This window comes from Actinomycetes bacterium (genome assembly GCA_036000965.1).
Classification (GTDB): Bacteria; Actinomycetota; CALGFH01; order CALGFH01; family CALGFH01; genus DASYUT01.
In genome coordinates this window covers 1-19,484 of the sequence record DASYUT010000248.1, presented here as the reverse complement: position 1 = coordinate 19,484, position 19,484 = coordinate 1, and the positions used below count along the sequence as shown (strand labels likewise).

At 71.6% G+C, this 19,484-nt stretch carries 16 protein-coding genes and 1 pseudogene; 6 read left to right on the top strand and 11 right to left on the bottom strand.

The window, feature by feature from the left end; genetic code table 11:
- The first annotated feature begins 11 nt into the window (after nucleotides 1-11).
- Both VG276_21500 and VG276_21495 read left to right on the top strand, forming a co-directional pair.
- Nucleotides 12-1,397: a heme peroxidase family protein gene (locus tag VG276_21500; GenBank protein ID HEV8651897.1), complete on the top strand. Its 1,386-nt coding sequence runs from the start codon at nucleotides 12-14 to the stop codon at nucleotides 1,395-1,397.
- 442 nt (nucleotides 1,398-1,839) lie between these two features.
- Nucleotides 1,840-3,534: a glycosyl hydrolase family 18 protein gene (locus VG276_21495; protein ID HEV8651896.1), complete on the top strand. Its 1,695-nt coding sequence runs from the start codon at nucleotides 1,840-1,842 to the stop codon at nucleotides 3,532-3,534.
- A gap of 251 nt (nucleotides 3,535-3,785) precedes the next feature.
- On the opposite strand, the gene VG276_21490 is transcribed toward VG276_21495, so the two are convergent.
- Both VG276_21490 and VG276_21485 read right to left on the bottom strand, forming a co-directional pair.
- Nucleotides 3,786-4,703 carry an SDR family oxidoreductase gene (locus VG276_21490; protein ID HEV8651895.1) on the bottom strand — a complete coding sequence of 306 codons (918 nt, stop codon included), beginning with the start codon at nucleotides 4,701-4,703 and terminating at the stop codon, nucleotides 3,786-3,788.
- 66 nt (nucleotides 4,704-4,769) lie between these two features.
- Nucleotides 4,770-4,859 (bottom strand): annotated as a pseudogene (locus VG276_21485) (dihydrofolate reductase family protein).
- 549 nt (nucleotides 4,860-5,408) lie between these two features.
- On the opposite strand from VG276_21485, the gene VG276_21480 reads away from it, so the two are divergent.
- Nucleotides 5,409-5,981 (top strand): DUF5937 family protein, encoded by a 573-nt coding sequence (locus VG276_21480; protein HEV8651894.1) that lies wholly within the window; start codon nucleotides 5,409-5,411, stop codon nucleotides 5,979-5,981.
- Here the strand turns inward: VG276_21480 and VG276_21475 are convergent.
- The 3 genes from VG276_21475 to VG276_21465 form a co-directional block, all read right to left on the bottom strand.
- Nucleotides 5,905-6,264 (bottom strand): helix-turn-helix domain-containing protein, encoded by a 360-nt coding sequence (locus VG276_21475; protein HEV8651893.1) that lies wholly within the window; start codon nucleotides 6,262-6,264, stop codon nucleotides 5,905-5,907. The two genes, VG276_21480 and VG276_21475, sit on opposite strands and share 77 nt — an antisense overlap.
- A gap of 1,014 nt (nucleotides 6,265-7,278) precedes the next feature.
- Nucleotides 7,279-7,584 (bottom strand): DUF6247 family protein, encoded by a 306-nt coding sequence (locus VG276_21470; protein ID HEV8651892.1) that lies wholly within the window; start codon nucleotides 7,582-7,584, stop codon nucleotides 7,279-7,281.
- A gap of 524 nt (nucleotides 7,585-8,108) precedes the next feature.
- Complete coding sequence (locus tag VG276_21465) at nucleotides 8,109-8,522, bottom strand: DUF167 domain-containing protein (protein ID HEV8651891.1); 414 nt, start codon at nucleotides 8,520-8,522, stop codon at nucleotides 8,109-8,111.
- Nucleotides 8,523-8,614: 92 nt separating this feature from the next.
- Here VG276_21465 and VG276_21460 point away from each other — a divergent pair, with 92 nt between their 5' ends.
- Complete coding sequence (locus tag VG276_21460; protein ID HEV8651890.1) at nucleotides 8,615-8,773, top strand: hypothetical protein; 159 nt, start codon at nucleotides 8,615-8,617, stop codon at nucleotides 8,771-8,773.
- 193 nt (nucleotides 8,774-8,966) lie between these two features.
- Here the strand turns inward: VG276_21460 and VG276_21455 are convergent, their stop codons facing one another.
- The 3 genes from VG276_21455 to VG276_21445 all read right to left on the bottom strand — a co-directional run bounded on the left by VG276_21455 (nucleotide 8,967) and on the right by VG276_21445 (nucleotide 11,371).
- Nucleotides 8,967-9,452 (bottom strand): hypothetical protein, encoded by a 486-nt coding sequence (locus VG276_21455; protein HEV8651889.1) that lies wholly within the window; start codon nucleotides 9,450-9,452, stop codon nucleotides 8,967-8,969.
- The gene (locus VG276_21450) at nucleotides 9,427-10,059 is read right to left on the bottom strand and encodes a sigma-70 family RNA polymerase sigma factor (protein HEV8651888.1); all 633 of its coding nucleotides are present in this window, start codon (nucleotides 10,057-10,059) and stop codon (nucleotides 9,427-9,429) included. The genes VG276_21455 and VG276_21450 overlap by 26 nt, the downstream gene beginning before the upstream one ends.
- A gap of 82 nt (nucleotides 10,060-10,141) precedes the next feature.
- Nucleotides 10,142-11,371 (bottom strand): S8 family serine peptidase, encoded by a 1,230-nt coding sequence (locus VG276_21445; protein ID HEV8651887.1) that lies wholly within the window; start codon nucleotides 11,369-11,371, stop codon nucleotides 10,142-10,144.
- Nucleotides 11,372-11,590: 219 nt separating this feature from the next.
- On the opposite strand from VG276_21445, the gene VG276_21440 reads away from it, so the two are divergent.
- Nucleotides 11,591-14,281 (top strand): CHAT domain-containing protein, encoded by a 2,691-nt coding sequence (locus VG276_21440; protein ID HEV8651886.1) that lies wholly within the window; start codon nucleotides 11,591-11,593, stop codon nucleotides 14,279-14,281.
- A gap of 91 nt (nucleotides 14,282-14,372) precedes the next feature.
- Here the strand turns inward: VG276_21440 and VG276_21435 are convergent, their stop codons facing one another.
- The 3 genes from VG276_21435 to VG276_21425 form a co-directional block, all read right to left on the bottom strand.
- On the bottom strand, nucleotides 14,373-16,712 hold the full coding sequence (locus VG276_21435; protein HEV8651885.1) for a C1 family peptidase: 2,340 nt from the start codon (nucleotides 16,710-16,712) through the stop codon (nucleotides 14,373-14,375).
- Nucleotides 16,713-16,787: 75 nt separating this feature from the next.
- Nucleotides 16,788-17,885 (bottom strand): hypothetical protein, encoded by a 1,098-nt coding sequence (locus tag VG276_21430; protein ID HEV8651884.1) that lies wholly within the window; start codon nucleotides 17,883-17,885, stop codon nucleotides 16,788-16,790.
- A gap of 82 nt (nucleotides 17,886-17,967) precedes the next feature.
- Nucleotides 17,968-18,555 carry a hypothetical protein gene (locus tag VG276_21425; protein ID HEV8651883.1) on the bottom strand — a complete coding sequence of 196 codons (588 nt, stop codon included), beginning with the start codon at nucleotides 18,553-18,555 and terminating at the stop codon, nucleotides 17,968-17,970.
- A gap of 755 nt (nucleotides 18,556-19,310) precedes the next feature.
- On the opposite strand from VG276_21425, the gene VG276_21420 reads away from it, so the two are divergent.
- Nucleotides 19,311-19,484, top strand: a 174-nt coding sequence (locus tag VG276_21420) for an IS6 family transposase (protein ID HEV8651882.1), incomplete at its 3' end; no start/stop codon positions are given.

Genomic DNA, 19,484 nt, shown 5'->3' with positions numbered 1-19,484 from the left:
GAGGCGAGGCCATGCCGACGGCGACCAGGGTCCGGGACCACTGCCTGGCTCCCGGACGCGCGCCGGAGGAGCCGCTGGCCGGCGGCGGCTACCGGCGGCTGTTCCCGGAGCTGGAGCCGCTGGACTGCAAGGACGACGCCCTGCACGCTCTCGGCCGGGCCGGCGGCGCCTGCGACGCCGCCGCGGTCGAGGTGGGAGGTGGGCCCGACGCCGATGGGGCGGCCGGCTGGCCGGTGTTCGGGCAGTTCGTGGCCCACGACATCACCGCCGACCGCTCGCCCCTGACCCACCACGCCGAGCTGGCCGAGATCCGCAACGCCCGCAGCCCCAGGGCAAATCTGGAAGCCGTCTACGGCGACGGGCCGGCCGGCATGCCGTTCCTGTACGCCCGCGACGACCCGGCCAAGCTCCTGCTCGGCCGCAACGACGCCGGCCGACCCGCCGACCTGCCCCGCAACGCCCAGGGCGTCGCCCTGGTCGGCGACCCCCGCAACGACGTCCACCTGCTGATGAGCCAGCTGCACGTGGCCATGCTCGGCCTCCACAACGGCCTGGTGGACCGGCTGCGCCGCGACGGGGTGGCCGAGGCCGACCTGTTCGCCGAGGCCCGCCGGGCCGCTACCTGGCACTACCAGTGGGTCCTGCTCGAGGACTTCCTGCCGCGGCTGGTCGGGACGGCGCTGGCCGCCGAGCTGCTGGCGGGCGGGATCCACAACTACCGGCCAGCGCCGGGAGCGGCCTGGATCCCGCTGGAGTTCGCCGACGCCGCCTATCGCTACGGGCACAGCCAGATCCGCGAGCGCTACCAGGTCAACCGCGACGCCGAGCCGGTGCCGCTCTTCCCCGACCTGCTCGGCTTCCGCCCGGTGCCGGCCGTCCGGGTGGTCGACTGGTCGTACCTGTTCGACCTGCCGGGACGGCCGCCGGCCCAGCGGGCCAAGCGGATCGACGGCCGGCTCGCCGCCAGCCTCATCCGGCTGCCACACGCCATCTCCGGGGTCGAAGGCGGCGACGACTACGGCTCACTGGCCGTCCGCGACCTCCAGCGCGGCCAGGGGGTCGGGCTGCCGTCGGGCGAGGCGGTCGCCCGCCGCCTCGGGGTCGAGCCGCTGAGCCCCGAGGAGGTCGGCCTCGGCCCGGCCGGCTGGAAGCTGGAGACGCCGCTCTGGTTCTACCTGCTCAAAGAGGCCGAGCACCGCGGCCGTGGGGAGCGGCTCGGCCCGGTCGGCGGCCGGATCGTCGGCGAGGTGCTGGTCGGCATCGTCGACGCCGATGGCGAGTCCTACCGGGCCGTCGACCCGAGCTGGCGCCCGACCCTGCCCGCCGCCCACCCTGGCCGGTTCGGCCTGGCCGACCTGCTCGCCGTCAGCGCCGAGGTGGCCGATGCGGCCGATTGAGCCGCACTTGAGCCGATCACCCGCTGACCAGCTTCCCGCCGTCCGACAACGACAACGTGGTGCTGCACGGAACAACGAGGCCCTCGAGTGCCTCCGCGCGGTCGGGACCGCGCCGCCGGTCAACCCGCGCTGGGTGATGCCGGCGTCTCCGGGCTTATCCGGCGTCTGCGAAGCAACCGCCTGGCCGCCCGCGACGGCACCCGGCGCAACGCTGACCGGCCCGCGGCGGATCTAGGCCTCCACCCCGGCCCGGCCGCCTGGCCTGGCGGAACAATGCCGCCGTCATCACCGCGTGGCTCCCGGCGGCCGTCGGCCAACGGGCTGTCGAGGGCCGTAACGCGAGCGGTGGGCCCGGCGCTCTCCCCTGTGGACGCCGCGTCGGCGCTGGAGCCCCATGGCATGGGTCACTGGCCCTCCGACAACCCCTACCGAAGAGAGGTCCATGCACCCACGTCGCCTCCGCGCCGGCCTGCTCTGCGGCGTCCTGGCCGCATCGCTCCTGGCCCTGGGACTCCTCGCGGGCGGCCCCCCCGCGTCCGCCGACACGCTGCCGCGCCGGATCGTCAACGGCTGGCTGCCGTACTGGTCGATGCCCAACGCCCTCACCTCCGTGACCCAGAACGCCGACCTGTGGGCCGAGGGCTCGCCGTTGTGGTACCAGGTGACGGGGGCGACCGCGATCGCCCCGCACGCCGGCGCCGGTGACCCCACGGTCGTGGACGCACTGCGCAGCCGCGGCATCAAGGTCGTCCCGACCGTCGCGGAGTCGCTGAACGCCGCCAGCATGGCGGCACTGCTCCGCGATCCCGCCCAGCGCGCCGCGCACGTGCAGACCCTCGTCGGCCTGGTCACCGCGAACGGCGACGACGGCATCGACCTCGACTACGAGTCGATGAACTTCGGGGGCACCTCGACCGACAAGGCCGCGGTGCGCAGCGGCTTCGTGACGCTCGTCGGCGAGCTCGCGACGGCGCTGCACGCGCAGGGCAGGATGCTGTCGGTGTCGGTCGGGCCGCGCACGAGCGCCGTCGACCCGAACTGGTCAGTCCACGACTACGCCGGTCTTGCGCCTTTCGTCGACCGGTTCCGGGTCATGGCCTACAACTACCACTGGGGCGGCGGGTCGCCCGGCGCCATCGCCCCCGTGTGGTGGGTGGACAAGATCCTCACCTACACGGCGACCGCCGTGCCCGCCAGCAAGATCGAGCTGGGTGCGCCGCTGTACGGCTACGACTGGCCGGCCGATCCGACGCAGCCTGACGGGTACGGCACCGCCACGGGCAGAACGTACGCGCAGGCGGAGGCGCTGCGCATCCAGTACAGCGCCACCCGCCAGTGGTCCAGCGTTGACGCGATGGGACGCCCGACGGCGGCGCCCTGGTTCACCTACACCACGCCCGCCGGCGTGCAGCATGTCGTCTGGTACAACGACGCGGACGCCACCAGGTCGAAGATGACCTTCATCGAGAAGTATCGCCTTCGGGGCCTGGTCTTCTGGTCCGCGGGCTACGAGGACGCCCGGCAGTGGAGCGCCCTGCGCGAGTACGCCATCCAGAAGAGCACCACCCTAGCGGTGCGGGCCCCGGCCAGCGTCACCTACGGCACCAGGATCACCGTGTCGGGCAGGCTCGCCACGACGTCGGGCGCGGCAATCCCCGGCCAGCGGGTCGTGCTGCAGCGGCGGGCCGCCGGGTCCACCACGTGGCGGAGCATCGCGACCGGCACCACGTCCTCGACCGGCACGGTGGCCTTCGGCTCCACGCCCGGGACCAACGGCGCCTACCGGCTCGTCGCGCCGGCGTCGTGGTCCTACCTGTCCTCCACGAGCCCGGCGGTCACCACGCTGGTGCGGTGGCGTGTCTCCGCGGCCTTCGCCGACGCCACGGTGAGCCGCGGCACGACCGTGCGCCTGCGTGGCAGCGTCGCGCCGCTCCGGGCGGGCACGGCGGTGCGGCGGCAGCGCTACGCCAACGGCTCCTGGGTCACGGTCGCGTCGACGACGCTGCGCTCCGACGGCACCTACGCGTTCTCGTTTGCCTGGTCCACGGCCGGCACCTACGTCTACCGCGTGGTGGTCCCCGGCACGGCCCTCAACGCCACCGGCTACGGCCAGACACTGAAGCTCTACGTGTCCTGATGGGACTGTTGCACCTGCGGTGATGGAGTTCAGAGCAGGCAGCCTGGTGCAATTAGGCTCCGTCGACTACAAGCTCAAGCGTGCGGGAGGCGACCAGTCGAGGCGACCAGTCAAGGTGCGCGTCCTCCGTGGTGCCGCAAGCGGATCCGCTTGCAGGGGGCTCGCCGAGGGCCTCTGGCTCTGGGCCAGCTCGTCGTCGCCTTGGCCCCAGCTCCCGCAACTGAGACCGCCGAGCTGATCGTGCGCAGGACTCAGCGATAGCCGGTTGGGTCGGCCGGCCGACCCGCGTCCTGGACCTCGACGAGATAGCGCCAGCAGTCGGGCTGGGAGCCATCCAGATCGGTGAAGCCGTACTCGCGTGCCAACCCGCCTGAAGAGAACGAGCCGCCGCTGCGGCGACGGATGTCCGGGTCGGCGGCGAGCGCGGCGACCGCGCGACCCACGAACCGCGGGCTCTCGGAGATCGCGGCGAAGTGCGGATTCGTGGCTGCCCCGTCGCGCCAGTTCGCCTCGGTGACCCCGTAGTTGTCGAGCATCATCTCCGAGCGCATCCAACCCGGCGTCAACGCAACGGCGGTGCACCCGTGCGGGGCGAGCTCCTCGCCCTGGGCGAAGGCGAGCCGGATGACCGCGGTCTTGGCCAGGTCGTAGAACGCCGAGACCCGGTAGCGCTCGGCGTTGTACTCGCGGGTGCCGTCGGTCATCTCCACGACCAGCCCGCCCGGCTTCCGGATCAACAGCGGAAGCGCGAAATGGCTGGTGATCAGGTGCGTGTCGATCGCCAGGCGCAGTATCCGCAGCCCCTTCTCGAGGTCGTGCTCCCACACTGGCGTGTCCCACTCGAACAACAGCTCGCCGCCCCAGATGTTGTTGACCAGCACGTCGAGCCGCCCGCTCTCGGCGTCGATCCGCTGCACAAGCGCCTCGACCTCGCCCGCCTCGAGATGGTCAACCGCGACCGCGATTCCAAAGCCGCCAGCGGCGGTGACAAGTTCGGCAGTCTCCTCGATCGTCTCCGGGCGGTCGTACTCCGAACGTCGCCCCCGGGTGGTGCGGCCGGTGCAATACACGGTCGCCCCCGCCTCCCCGAGCGCCACGGCCGAGCCACGCCCGGCACCGCGCGTCGCCCCCGCCACGAGGGCAACCCTGCCGTCGAGCGGTCTGGACATAGGAAACACCTCCATATTCTCGAGCTGGATGTGCTGGTCGCCGAGGTTCTCGAACATCCTCGTCCCGCTTCCGAAGAGCACCGGGACGAGGTGGATCGACAGCTCGTCGACGAGTCCGGCCCTGAGGTACTGCTGACCGGTTTCGGCGCCGCCCATCACCGTCACATCCTTCTCGCCGGCTACGGCCCTCGCCTGCTCGAGGGCGCGCTCAATCCCTTCAGCGACGAAGGTGTAGACGCCTCCCGCAGGCGTGCCCTCGGGCACGTCATGAGAGACGACGAAGACCGGGACGCGGGCGGGGCCGGTCGGACCGTCCGCGCCCCACCATGCCACCGAGGTGTCGTAGGTGCGTCGCCCGGCGATCACGGCACCGGTGGCGCCGACCCCGCTGGTGAGCACCTCGCGATCACGCTGATCATCGCCGAATGCCCACGCGTGCAGCCGCTGGCCCCCATCGCCCATCGGTTCCTCCGGCCGCTGTCAACGACGGCCGTCATGAACCCGTCCAGCGACATGCTGATGTCGAAGATCACCTTGCCCATCGCTGCCTCCCGCGTCGCTTGCTTGCGACCCTATGGCGAGCACGTGGATCACTCCAAGAGATTCGGCGTAGGCTGAATCCGTGATCCGGTACCGCTTCGGCCAGAACGATCTCCTGCGGACCAGGTTCGCGATCGCTCCACGCTCGGGGAGCTGGTCGAGCAGATGCGGAGCTTCTGGGACGCAGCCCTGGCCCCCTGGTGGACCAGGATCTCGGCCATGCTCGAGTCCGAGATCGCCTCGCGCGCACGGCGCCTGGTGGCGGTCGGCGCCCAGGCGGCCTTCACCGGTCTGCACCAGACCGTGTGCTGGGACGAGGGCACCCTGTACGTCCACCCGACGAAGAAGGCACCCGCCGATGTCGACCTCGCTGGTCGAGGCCTCCTTCTCGTCCCTGCGGCCTTCACCTGGCCGAATGTCTGGCCGCGGACCGACCCACCGTGGGACCCGGCACTGGTCTATCCGCCGTCGGGGATCGCTGATCTCTGGGCGCCAGATGAACGGCGCGATGACGCGCTGGAAGCGCTTCTGGGACGGCGCCGCGCGCAGGTTCTACACGAGTTGGACCGGCCTGCCTCCACCCTCGAACTCGCCCAGCGCATGGGGGTGAGCCCAGGCGGTGTGAGCGACCACCTGACCATCCTGCGCCGTGCCGGACTCGTCATGAGACGGCGCGAGGGTCGGCGGGTGATCTATGCACGCACCGCCAAGGGCGACGACCTCCGCGCGCCGCAGTAACGTTGGCCGTGGCGCCCTGCAGCAGGGCGTGCTCGAGCGTGGCGAGCTGAGCACACGAGACCCTGGGCGAGGGCCCGCTCGGCCCGTGGCTGCGTAGCGCCTCTGCACCGCCGGCCTGCCAGCGGGCATGCCAGGTGCTCACCGCCTGGCGGGAGACGCCGAGCTGGCGGGCGATCTCGGCCTGACGGACGCCGACGCCGAACAGCTCGCCGGCGCGCAACCGGCAGGCTTGGAACCGGTCGCGTTCTCGTTGCGCCGCAGGACGGCGAGGGATGGTTGGCATGCCCGGGTCCTCACCTGCCAGCAGCGCAGCTCCAACTCGGCTTGAAGGGTGCAATGTCCCGGATCGGGTGTGCGGCTGTTCCGGTGTCGTGGGGGCACCCGATGGTGTTCAGGGGGCGTCCCGGGCGTGGCGTCGGGCCTGCGTTCTCGACGCCAACAGCCGCCGGCTGACGGGGTGCAGCCGCAGGCCGTCCAGGCCAATGTCGCCGTCGGCTCGGGCACCGGCGGGGAGATCGCTCGGACGCTCTTCCTGACGGTGCCCGGCGTCCTGGTCTTGTGCCTGGGTGGCGTGCTCCTGGCGGTGGTTGTCGCCGTCCGCCGAAGCCGGGCTGGCCGTCCACTGCCGGCACCAGCCGCCCAGGCGGGGACGTGGGCGCAAGGGGCCGCCCCCGCGGGGTGGTTCGCCGACCCGGGCAGGCGCCACCAGCTGCGATACTGGGACGGGCAGCGGTGGACCGAGCACGTCTCCGACCGCGGAACCCAAGCGGTTGACCCCTTGTGAGCGGCGGAGGGCCTGCTGCCTGCTGGCGTCATCGGTGATCCGAAGGCATCACCTTGAGTAGCCACCAGGCCAGGTTCAGATTGCCGCCAGAGGCGGCGCGGGCCGCAGGTCCGCCAAGAACGCGGCCGGGCCGGATGGATCAATCGCGCGAGGCGCATCCTCTCGGCGCGGCCGTTCCTCTCCCCCGAGGGCGTCGCTGCGCCATCGGAGGACCGGGCCAGAGAAGGAACGCTGTCCGCTGCTCCGCCATGGCCCAGCCCAGACGATATCGAGCAGGACGACAACCCTGTGGCGCTCATGGACCAGGTACACGACCAGGCCCCCCTCGCCGAAGGGAAGCATCCGGTACTCCGCCGGGTAGCCGGCCCGGTACCGCGGGCCTTGCGCGGGGTCGCGGCCAAGCCGCTCGAGGACCTCGTCAAGGGCTCGCCGGCCCGCCACAGGTAGGGTGCACGCTGTGCGCGGGCCTCCCGGGTGTACTCGAGCTCCCACATCAGCCCGCCGACCGCCGCGCTAGCGGCCGCGCGGCTCGGGCTCGTAGGGATAGGTCGCGACCGGCTCACCGCGCAGGAGCCGTCGGCCGGTCTCTATGGCCTGCTCGTGACGGGGGCTCCGGCGGGCCCAGACGGTCAGCCACCAGCCCTCGATCGTCTCGTTCAGCCGGTCGAGCCGGTAGGTGCTCTTCGCACCATCCAGGGCGGCCTGGTACTCGGCGTCGAACTTGGCGCGCAGGTCGGCTGGCAGCTCGGCGCGGATCGCGGCCGGAGTGTGCTCCGGCCGCGCGACGGGGCGGCCGGCCTGATCAGCTGGGACGGTCATACCGGCAGTGTAGCCGGCTCAGCTTCACCCTGGGCAGGCTGGGCCTGATCCATCACAGGTCGGCGTGCCGGTCTCGCCGAGTCCACGGTCCAGATGCACGCAGCGGGAGGGAAGCGCGACCCTGCCGTGGGCGAGAATCTGGAAGACCGTTGACCGCGCCCCAGCCAGGCGGGCAGCCAAGACCCGCAATATGGGGTCTGACCTGCAAGTTTATGCGCGCCGTGAGGGATTCGAACCCCCAACCGCCAGATCCGTAGTCATGCAACGGCTGTCCCCCGCCCGTCCTCCTCTTCCCTTCCCGTCCCCGTTTCTCCTGGTCAACGGCCATCTCGTCGGTCCGAATCGGGCATGCGTCCCTGCCCGTCACGCGCCGCATGGTGGCAGTGTGGTCGCCGTTTCGGGCCATCCTCGCCAGACACGGCAGCTGGCGACAGGTCCTTCCTGACCGCGGTCCTGGGGCGGAGCACCAGCTTCTCGACCTGCTGCACAACCGCCACCCCGAACTCGAAGGTCGATGGCCCAGGCTACCCGGTGGGCCCTTCCAGGCCGAGCGCGGCCCAGACCTCATCGGGGGTGCGCCCGCGGATCACCACCAGCTTCTCGCGGCCGCGCTCCCCCGCCGCCAGGCGCAATGCCCGCGGGCGCAGGCCGAGCCGGCCAGCCAGGAACCACAGCAGCGCCGCGTTCGCCTTCCCCGCCACCGCCGGCGCGGCGACCCGGACCCGCAGCGCGCCGCCGCCAAGCCCGGCCAGGCAGCTACGGGCCGCCCCGGGCACGACCCGCACGACCAGCGCCGCGCCCTCCGGGTGTGCCCGCACGGCCTGGCCGCTCGGGCTGTCTGGGGTCACCTGCCTGTTCTCTCCCGACTTCTCCTCCGACCCGGGCCAGCGGGCGAGGAGCCCCTGGGCGCCTCCGCAGCGGGGCAGTGGAAGCGCCACGGTAGCAACTCGAGCATCGATGCGACTCCGCAGTTCACAGGCCCTGCCTGAATATACGCACCCTACGGGTCGACGGCACTGCCGCCGTGGTGATGTATGCCACCGGGGCCGGGTTCCACGCTGCCGTTGGCGAGCTGGCCGACGGCCGCCTGCGTGCCGAGCACGGCATCGGCGGCCCATCCCACCTGTTGGAGCACCCCGCCCAGCTCATCGCCGACCATCCCACCGGCCGCCACCGCCGAACCCGGTAACCCATTACACTTCGGCCTAGTCGAAGTGGCCCCTGTGGGGACGCCGTGCGAGCGTGAAAACTGGCTCATGTCAGGCGAAGTCGGTCGGTTTTCCGGTCAGCTACTTCCCCTGAGCCTATTCATGGGGAAGTAGCTAGGCGCGACAGGACCAGCGCCTCCCGGTAGGGCTTCTGCGCCGGTGTGGGTCCGGCGTTCACCGCGATGGGTCTGCGAGCGTGACCCACTCGGTGACCACGCTGACGTCGGCGGCGGTGCGGCAGTGCAGCCGGAACGGTGTGGCCGGGATGGGTCGGATGACGAAGCCGCCTGCCTGGTTGATGGTGCGGGTCGTGCTGTCGCCGCGGGCGGGGCTCACCTCGACGGTGCCGGCTTGGCGGGGCCAGAGCTGGCCGACGATCGCGTCCTCGCTGACGCCGAGCTCGATCTCCAGACCCGTCCTGGTCGCGCGGTAGGTCAGCTGGCGCAGGCGGGCCAGGTCGTCGGCGCGGGTGCCCGCGAGTGCCAGCGTGCTGTCGGCCGCGGAGTCGTAGGTGAGGGCGGCGAGCTCGGCGTCCAGGTCCTGGCGTGGGAAGGCGAGCTTGCCGGTCTCGACGAAGCTGGCTGGCACGTCGCCGGCGCGCAGTGCCTCGCCGAGCGCGTGGAGGAGCCGGTCGTCATCGACCCACCATTGGTCGGGCATCTCCCTCACCTCCCTCCGCGTTGTCGGCTTCGGTGTTGATCAGGGCGGCAAGCGCGGGGCTGCTGCGTAGGGCCTCCAGGCATCTGCCCCTGGTCGGCCCGATGCTGCCGATGGCGATGCCGAGTTTCGCGCTGATCTCCCGGTACCGCAGTGGAGGGTCGTGGACGAGCAGTTCCAGAAGCTGCCTGCACTCCGGCCGCAGGTGCCCGAACGCCTTCCGCAGCGCGGCCTCCCGCTCGGCTGCAAGCAGCGCGTGATCCACCGCCGTCAACGCTTCGTCCATGGCGACGTCGAGGTCGTCCGCGCCGGCCATGTATGCCAGGTCGGCCTGCTGCCGTGTGACGCGGAGTACCCGCAGGCACTCCCGCTTGGTCGTTGTAACCAGCCATCCGGGCAGCGCAGCGGCGTCGCGCAGCTCGGCCAAGTGCTCGATCAGCCGGAGCCACACCTGCTGGCCGGCGTCCTCGGCGTCAGGTCGCGCCATGCCGAGGCGCCGGCAGATCGACCACACCAGCGGCGCGAAGCGTTCCACGAGCTGGTCCCAGGCCTGCCGGTCGCCGGCACTGGCACGCCTGACGAGTGCGGCAACGAGCATGTCGTCCAGCATGCAGCGCGGCCTCCTCTTGTCGCGTGGACCCCGCGTGCCACGCTTCGCAGCGCGCACGGCCAGAGATCGTCGTCGGCCTACCTCAGGAGCTCAGGAGCTGAGCGAGGGCCTCCCGAGCACTTACGCGTCCAGGGCGGATGCCGGCCGCGATCCTCCCGCTGAGGGTGGCGGCGGCGAACGAGGTCCCGTCCCAGGTCGCCCACGGTGGCGCGAACGGTGCTGTCTTCTCTTTCTTGGTATCCGCCTTGCCCGTCTTGGGGTCCTTGATCAGCCTCTCGGCACAGACTTCGCCCTCCAGGTAGGTGCTCTGGACGTGGACGCCGACTTCGCTGTGGTCGACCCATGGCGCGTGGTCCGGCGACCCCTCCGGGCCCGAAGGGCTGAACCAGGCACGCTTCCCGTCGGCGTCCACGGCACCGACGGCGACGACGTCGTCCAGCGCCGCGGGCCATGCCGGCGTCCTCGGCGTGAGGCCTGGCAGGTCCTTGGGACGGAGCCTGGGGTCGCCGTGGTTGCCGGCTGCCGCGACGACGACGATCTCGGAGTCGAGCCGGTCGATTGCGGTGGCCAGGACGAGTGGCGCCTCGCCGTCGGCGGTGAAGCAGGCGAATGACAGGTTGAGTATGTCCACCCCTGATCCCTCGAACTGCGCGATCGCCTTCGCGGCTTCCCACACGCTTCCCTCGGCCTGTTCGTCCAAGACCTGGCTGATCTCGAGCTGCGCACCGGGTGCCTGCTGCAGGATCAGACCAGCCACGAACGTGGCGTGCCCCACCACTGCACTCGGGATGGCCTTTCCCTTTGGGGGAGGAGGCTTGAGGGGGAGCTTTGCGCCGGGCGCGGCGACATAGGCGTCGGCGAGCCAGGGATGTTCGATCAGCCCGGTGTCCAGAACGCCGACCCGAACGCCGAGACCGGGCCGGAGTGTGACTCGTGCGGATAGGCCGTCGCTCTGCTCCGGGGGGCCCTCGCCACCGCCGCTGATGTAGGGGGAGCCGGTGACCGGTGCGATGATCCGGTTTTTGCCCATCGTCGGCCTCCAGCCGGCATTCTCGTGGGCGTACAGTGCACGCAGGCCAGCCATCAGGTCGTTCAGCGGCGGATAGTTGGCCCTCAAGCTCGGCACCAGCGCGATTCGTTCGTCCTTCGCCCGCTGCATGCTTGCCGCGATCTCGTCGGAACGCGCGCTGAGAGCTGCCACCGCCGCCTCGAGGTTCTCTTCTGGCAGCGTGAGCAGCGCGAGGCCGAGATACTCGTCCTTGTCCTCTCGGGTCGGCTTCACTCCGAGACGTTCCAGCTCGGACCCGACCATCCGCAGGTGGGGAAGCGCGACGACGAGCTCGCCTCCTTGGTACCACTCGAGATCACGTTGGACTCGGCCTAGTGCGTCCATCTGCTCGCCCTCTCTGTCGTGGGTCGCGGCTGCGGCGAGACCTCTCGTGTGGCGGAGGCAGACACGTCGGGGTTGATACGAGAGGAAGGAAACTTGTTGACGGTTGGAGGTAGTTTCACACACTCTAGACCAACTGAGATGAATGCGACCGGGCAGAGGCGTGATCAGGCGCGGGAGGCGCTGCGGCTGGCGGAGGCCGATCCTGGGCAGGCCGTCGTACTCGGATCCGTGGTCGCCCGGGAAGCGCGTGCCGAGCGCGACCTCGCCGCGGCCGCCGTGGCCGAGCGCGCGCTCGGGCTGGCAGCACTGCACCTGGACAATCTCGACACCGCGGTACGGCATCTGCGCTCAGCAGTCGCGCTCGGGCGCCGTTCGGGCACGCCAGCGCTGGCTGCGGAGGCGCGCATGACCTTGGCCTTCGCCTTGAGCTCGCGCGGGCGGCCCCGGCAGGCCTTGCACGAGCTCGAGACCGCGCTGGCGGATCTGGGCGGTGTGGCGCGGGCGCGAGCACAGGTGCAGCGCGGCTCGATCCAGCTCCAGCTCGGCCGGCTGGACGAGGCGCTGGGGAGCTACCGGGCTGCGCTGCCGGCCCTCCGCCGGGACGGCGACCTGCAGTGGCTGTGGCGGGCGCTGCTGAACCGTGGCGTGCTGCACACCTACCGGTACGAGTTCAGGGCTGCCGAGGCGGACCTGCTCGAGGCCGAAGCGCTCAGTGGGAAGCTCGACCTCGACCTGTCGATCAGGTTCGTGCAGCAAAACCTCGGGTTCCTCAACGCCATCCGCGGGGACGTGCCGATGGCGTTGCGCTACCTCGACCTGGCCGAGGAGAGCACTCGTGCCCTTGGCTCCCAGCTTGGCGGGATGCTCGCCGACCGCAGCGAGCTGCTGCTGTCAGCCGGCCTGGTCGCTGAGGCTCGCGAGGCGGCGGCCCAGGCGGTGCGGGCGCTCGAGCAGGAACGGCGCCAGATCACCCTGCCTGAGGTGCGGTTGCTGCTCGCGCGAGCGACCTTGCTGGACGGAGATCCCGAAGGTGCGCTGCATGAGGCCCGCCGCGCAGCCGGCGAGTTCGCGCGCCAGAAGCGGCCGCGGTGGCTGGCGCTCGCCCGCCTCGCGGTGCTGATGTGCCGGCTCGCCAGCAAGCACCCGTCCCGGGTGACAATCGGGCAGGCGGAGCGGGTCGCGGATGGGCTGGCCGCAGCCGGGTGGCCCGCTGCCGTGATGGAGGCACGGCTGCTGGCCGCCCGGCTCGCGCTCGACCGGGGCCGGGTGCGGCAGGCATGCCAGCAGCTGCGGGTGGCAAGCCAGGGTCGCCGCCGGGGGCCGGCGGCCCTGCGCGCCCGGGCCTGGCATGCGGAGGCGCTGCTGCGGCTGGCCACTGGCAACCGCCGCGGCGCCGGGGTTGCGGTGGCCGCCGGGCTGCGGGTGCTGGACGAGCACCGGGCAACGCTCGGCGCGACCGACCTGCGCGCGTACGCGTCCGTGCATCGGATCGAGCTGGCGGAGCTGGGGCTGCGAATGGCGTTCCAGGACGGACGGCCAGCGCGCGTGCTCGCGTGCGCGGAGCAGGGTCGCGCCAGCCACCTGCTGCTGCGGCCCGCCCGCCCGCCCGACGATCCCTTGCTGGCCCGCGCGCTCGCGGAGCTGCGCATGACGGCGGTAGAGATCAACCAGGAGCGGGGCGCCGGCCGCAGCGTCGCCAAGCTCCTGCGGCGTCAGGTCGCCCTCGAGCGGAGGATCCGCGACGACTACCGGCAGCAGCGTGGCGAGGCGCGGGACCCGGCGGATCCGGTGTCGTTGGAGCGCCTTTGCGACACGCTCGGCGACAACGCGCTGCTGGAGTTCATCCAGCTCGACGGGATGCTCCACGTGCTCGCGGTCGTGGACCGATCCATACGGCTCTGCCGGCTTGAGCCGGTGGGGGTGGTAGGGGACCTAGTCGACCAGGTGCTGTTCGCGCTCCAGCGGCTTGCCCGCCACCGCACCAGCGAGGCCAGCCGCGCCGCCGCCGTCGCCCTGCTGCAGCACGCCGCTGAGCGGCTGGACGCGATGCTGCTGCGGCCGCTCGATGCTGTGATCGCGGACCGGCCGCTGGTGCTGGTGCCGACCGGGTTCCTGCAGTCCCTGCCGTGGTCGGTGCTGCCCTCCTGCGCCGGGCGGCCGGTCAGCGTGTCGCCGTCCGCGGCGCTCTGGCATGCGGCCCGCTCCCACTCGCCAGCGGTGACCGGGCATGTCACCGTCGCCGCCGGGCCTCGCCTACCAGGCGCCCAGGCAGAGGCGGAGGCGGTTGCCGCGATCTACCGGACCACTGCCCTGGTCGGCGCCGCGGCGACCAGCGCCGCGGTGACAGCCGCCCTTGACGGTGCGGCCCTGGTCCACCTGGCTGCGCACGGGCAGGTACGCAGCGACAACCCGCTGTTCTCCTCGCTGTCGCTGGCGGACGGCCCGCTCACGGTGTATGACCTGGAGCGGCTGCAACAGGCGCCGTCCACCGTCGTCCTGGCCGCCTGCGACAGCGCGAAGTCCGTAGTGCGCGCCGGCGACGAGCTGCTCGGGCTCAGCGTGACGTTCCTGTCGCAAGGCACACGCCAGCTCGTCGGATCGGTCATCTCGCTGCCGGACGCCGAGACGACTCCACTGATGGTGGCCTTCCACCGCCTCCTCGCCGACGGGCACCCGGCGGCGACCGCGCTCGCCCGCTCCCAGCAGCAGGTCACGACCGAGGACACCCGGGCGATGGCCGCAGCAGCCGGGTTCGTCTGCATCGGCGCCGGACTCGACGCGCCCGTGCTACCCAGACCTGCAAGGGCGCCGCCGCACGCCAGCCGTTGACGTGGGCCCGACAAGGGCTCGTGGAACGATGCCGGCTGATTGCCCTGTCCCTGGTCGCGACTGGTGGGCGCCGGAGTCGCCCCCACAAGGATCAGCACGTCGCCGTGGGCACGCCTTCAGGGAGGTCTCCCTGCTCCTCCGCCATGCGCCAGCCACGGGCGAGCAGCACGTCAAGCACGGGGCTGCCCGAGCGCGGGGCGACGGCCACCTCGATAGGGATGCCGGGCTGCTCGGGAGCAGTGGGCCGCCCGGTCTGCGGCTCGCCGGTCTCCACCAGCGGTCGCTCGCCCGGGTCGTGCACCTCGGCCATGACCGGGGCCGGCTGCCCGCGTCCCATCGCGGGCGCGCGGTCGGCGTCGCTGAGCGCGGCGTTGGGACGGTAGTCGTTCTCGGGCCGTGGTGACGCCAGGCCGCGCGCCCGCATCACCACCGACGTCATGGTCAGCCGTTCGCCGGCGAAGCCGCCGTGGGCGGTGGCGTCGGAGCGGCTGTCGTCCGGCGCGACCCAGCGGGCGAAGATGCAGGCCCCGCCACGGTCGCGGATCGCCTGCTCCAGCGTGCCCGCCGCACCCGCGCCGAGCGGGAGCCGGAAGAACTTCTGCATGCCGAGCAGCGGCACCTCGCCGCCCGATGGCGAGCCTTCCAGCGCTCGCGAGACGAGGTAGAGCAGCGACTTGTGGTACACGTCGACCCCTCCGGCGCCGCAGGCGTCGTCGAGTTCGCGCTGGTCGCTCAGGCCGAAGGTCGCGAACGAGCCGACCAGTCGTCCCGCTCCGAGATGGGGAAGGACGTCCCTGGTGAACTCGTCGACCCGGATCGCGGGCGCGAGCAGCGCCAGCGACGCCACAGGGATGTCCGCCTCGGCCAGGCGCTGCAGCAGCGCGGCGTGGAAGATCGCGCCCGCGCTGTGGCCGACCAGGTGGACCGCGACGTTGTCGGGCCCGTGCCGGTCGAGGTAGTCGCGCAGCCGCAGCACGGTGAGGGACGCGCCGGGCATGGCCATCATCGCCGCCTGCCCCGCCGACGACGCCGGCGGCCACGCGACCTGACCACGGTCTGCGATCGCCTCCGAGGCGGCGCGGGCGTTCTCCTTCATCTCGTCCCACATCCAGCGGAAGCTGCTGCGGGCGAAGCGCTCCACCAGCCGGTCGGCCTGCTCCATCAGGTCGAAGCCAAGGCCGAAGGGGAGCCGCCGCCCGACGGTGTCGGCGAGCTGGTCGAGCAGCGTCTCGCTCGGTCCGCTCTGCCAGGCGAAGAACAGCGGGTAGATGCGGTTGTTGAGCCACCAGTTGAGGTTCTGCTGCGCGGCGCCGAGCGCATGCTCCTCGCTGTTCAGCCCACCGTGGGCGTAGAGCAGCACGTGGCGCCTGCCTCCCGGCTCCTGGTCGAGCCACAGTTCGTGCCAGCGCCGCATGTGCTCGAAGGCGCGGTCGATCTGCGCGGGCGAGCTGGCGAATCTGCCGGTCGACGACAGCCGGCCCTGGTTGCCGAGGTTGACCACGTGCATCGCAAGGCGCCGCAGGTCCGGCGCGGGGCCGGTGGCCAGGTCCCCGCCGGTCGCTGCCGTCGTGATCGACCGTCCGGTGGCGAACGGCGTCTGGGGCACGCCGGGTCGGGCCACCCAGGCGTCGTAGGCCGAATCGAGCCAGTCCTCGTACGGCAGGGTCGCGAACCCGTTCCTGCCCCACCCCTGGCCCCACGAGTTCTGCACCAGGAACCCCACGTCGTTGTAGCCGACCAGCGCGAACGCGTGGCCGCCGAGGGCGCGGGCGTTCACCGGGCGGGTGATCACGTGCATGGTCGTGCCGTTCCTGGTCAGCTCGGCCGGCGTGACCCAGCCGTCGTGGACGATTGCCGAGACGCAGATGGCGTTCAGCTCGCTGATGGCGGACTGCATGTCGTCCAGCCTGTAGGGGTTGACCCGGTAGAAGGCGCCGAGCGGTCGCTCGCCGGCACGCTGGCTTACTGCCTCGTCGTCGAGGTCCGGCTCGGGATCCTCGTCCAGCGCGGGCCAGTCCGCCTTCAGCAGCACGCCGTGGTTGAACCAGCCCTTCAGCGCGCCACGCAGCGAGGAGCCGAGGTCGTCGTCGCCAGCGAACTCGTCGTAGCGGCGCGCCAGGCGGTAGAGCATGTACGGGCTGACGTGCGGCCAGGGCCGGGGCGCGGCCGCGTCGCTCGTGGCGGTGGCCGTTGGACGCGCGAGCACCGCGTTGATCACCGCAGCCAGCGCGTGGCCGGTGCAGGAGTTGCCCTGTTGCCGCATCACGTAGCGGTCCGACGGTGCCTGGCGCTGGTCCAGGACGTCAGGGAGCGGCTGCAGGCGCGGGCGGTACTGAAGGTCGCGGGCGTCGAACGGGTCGGGGAGGGCGTTGGCGACGAACTCGCCAACCTCCGGAATGACTATCGTGCCTGGCGGCACCGTCTTGGCCATGGTCCTGTCTCCGTGCCTGGATCGGCTGGGTCGGCCCCCCCTGCGGACCGGTCCCGCGGTCGCGGATGCGATGGTCTACTGGTCCTTGCGTCGTCCGTTCAGCCGGGTGGCGTTCGGCGCCGTCGCCCTGTCGCCCGACCGTGGCCGCTGCGGCGCGGCGTCGGCGGGCGGGCGCACGTCCTGTGGCGGGACCTTGGACGGCTGCCCCTGGCCGTCGTTGGAGAGCATCGTCTCGGCCTGCTGCTCGAGCCGGCTCAGGAAGCGCTCGGAGAGGCCCAGGACGACCGCGACGCCGAGCACGCCGGCGGTCGGCGATCGCAGATCGGGAAGCTCGGTCGCCAGCGCGCTGAGCTGCAGCACCCCAGCGGCCTTGAGCAGCGAGATCAGCATCAGGCCGGCCCAGGCGGCCAGGGCCCCGAGGACCGGCGCGCAGAACAGCGGAGCCCACGAGCTGCCGTAGGTCATCGGCACCTGCCGGGAGAACACCAGCCGCTGCATGCGGCTCACGATCCCGCCGATGGCGCCGGCCACGAGCACCACGCCGAAGCCGAGCGCGACGAGCGCGCCAAGGGGCAGCAGCGCGGCGAAGACCAGCCAGGTTGCCCGGTTGTACAGGCCGGAGAGCTGCGCGGCCTTGCCGTTGGAGGCCTCGTAGACCTCGCCGAGGAGCTCGTCGAGGTGCGCGCGGAGCCGCTCGTCGAACTGGCCGTCGGCGGTGCCTTCGCACCCGTCGAGCAGCACGCGGGAGACCTCCTCCCAGCGCGCGCGCCGCTCAGGCGCGAGCTCGGCGAGCTGGCCGAGCGCCCGCTCGAGGCGCGCTCGCAGCTCCTCCTGGCCGAGCATCGGGAGCACCAGCCGCTCGGCCTCGTGGATCACGACCCACGTGCCGATCTGGTCGGCGCCGTTCCAGCCGAGCAGCTGCTTGAGGCTCGTCTGGTGATTCGTCGAGGGGTGGTCGATGGCCGTCAGCAGCTCGCCGAGCGCCTCCGAAGCCCCCTGTCCGCTGCCGGCCCTCGACCGGCCACGGATCTTCTGGCGTAGGCGCTTGCCCATCGCCGTGGACTGCGCGTCGTTCCAGACGATGTTTGGGCGCGCGATGTAGAGCCAGCGCGCGAGCTGGACGAGCGCGAGGTAGGCGAACAGCAGGCCCAGGCCCAGTATCGAAGCGTCCATTGCAGACCTCCTATCGCGTAGGAGGGAACCGGTGGCCCTCTGATACCCCGGCCGCTAAGGATGTGGGCATGTGAGGGTTCGGTCAGTTGCGCCGACTCAAGGCGAGCTCCCCTGAGTCCGTGACGGACAGATCGAACGAGGCACCCGCGCGGGCCTCGAACGTCCCCTCGCCGGCGAGGGTGTACTCGCTGCCGTCCTGCGCCTGGAGGGCGCCGGCCATGGCGTAGTGGTGGGAGCCCTCCTCGACCGAGAACTCGATCGTGGCGCTGGGGTCGGTGACGTCCGCCCGCAGGTTCCCAACCTGCTGGCCGTCTACGGTCACCTGGATCTCCTCTTGAAGGGCACCGTCGGTGAGCTGGTCGTTGAACTGGACGGTCACCGCGTCGACCCTGGAGGAGGTCGCCGGGTCGGACGAGCCACCCCCGCTGGCTCCCTGAGCGACCACCTCGGCGTGTGCGGCTGGCACGGAGTCCACGTCGTGGCCGAACTCGGCGATGACGAAGACGGCCAGGCTGAACATCAGGAAGACGCCGCCCGCGATGGTGGTCGTGAACCTGGGCAGCACGCCCACCTTGGGCACAGTGAGGCCACGGTAGGAGAGATCGCCGCCGACCAGCCCGATGAGGATTAGGACGGCACCGATCGTGAAGATGGCGATTGCGAACTGCATGGCTCGGTCCTCCGTCGTGGGTTGCTCTTGCGATGACTGAGGGCCGAGGGGTCGGTTTGATAGCCCCGCCGGGTCACCGCCCGCTTCTCGGCGGCAAGCCGAACCCGGCCCCGAAGCAGGACGAACCCGGCCCCGGCCGCCATCGCCGCCGGCTCAGCCCCGACACCTGCTGCTGCGTACCGGCGAGCGCGACGGCCGGGGTGGCCGCCGGCGAGCATCTTGTGGAAGGCGACCATGATGGGTGGTGGAGGCGTCCAGGGTCGCGGCGGTCCCCCGAGACGTGGCCAGAAGAGTTCACACGCGAACGTCTTCGACGCGCCGACGAACAGCGAGACGGCGGCGGCGGCGGGATGGATCGCGCGGGCATCGATTGTTCGCTGGTGGAGATGGAACACGATGCCCAGTCGTCCACGCATACGCAGGCGCCGACCCTGACGCAGGTGAGGTCACCGCGGCCCAGGCCGAACGGGCTCGGGAGCATGGTCGATCGGCTCATCACCGGTCGGAGCGTCCATGCGCCCAACCGGCGATGCTGAGCCATCTGGCGCGCGAACGCGCGCACCTGTTCAGCTTCCTGACCATCGCGGGAGTCGAGGCGACCAACCGACGAGCCAAACAGGCCATCCGCCCGGCGATGGTCACCCGTAGGTCTGGGCCGGCAACCAACCTTGGCCTCGGCCACCACCGCCGCCGGGAAGACTCGCGGGGCGGTGTTGCGTGCGCTGTGACCGCCTTGGAGCAGCGAGACTGGCGGCATGAGAACCCGCCGTCCTCGCCCTGCTCCCGCTCCGCAGTCCGCCTTCGCAGGCTTCCGCTTCCCACCCGATGTCATCGTCATCGCGGTCCGCTGGTACTTGCGCTTCGGCCTGTCCTACCGCGACGTCGAAGAACTCCTGGCTGAGCGTGGCGTCGAGGTCGACCACGTCACC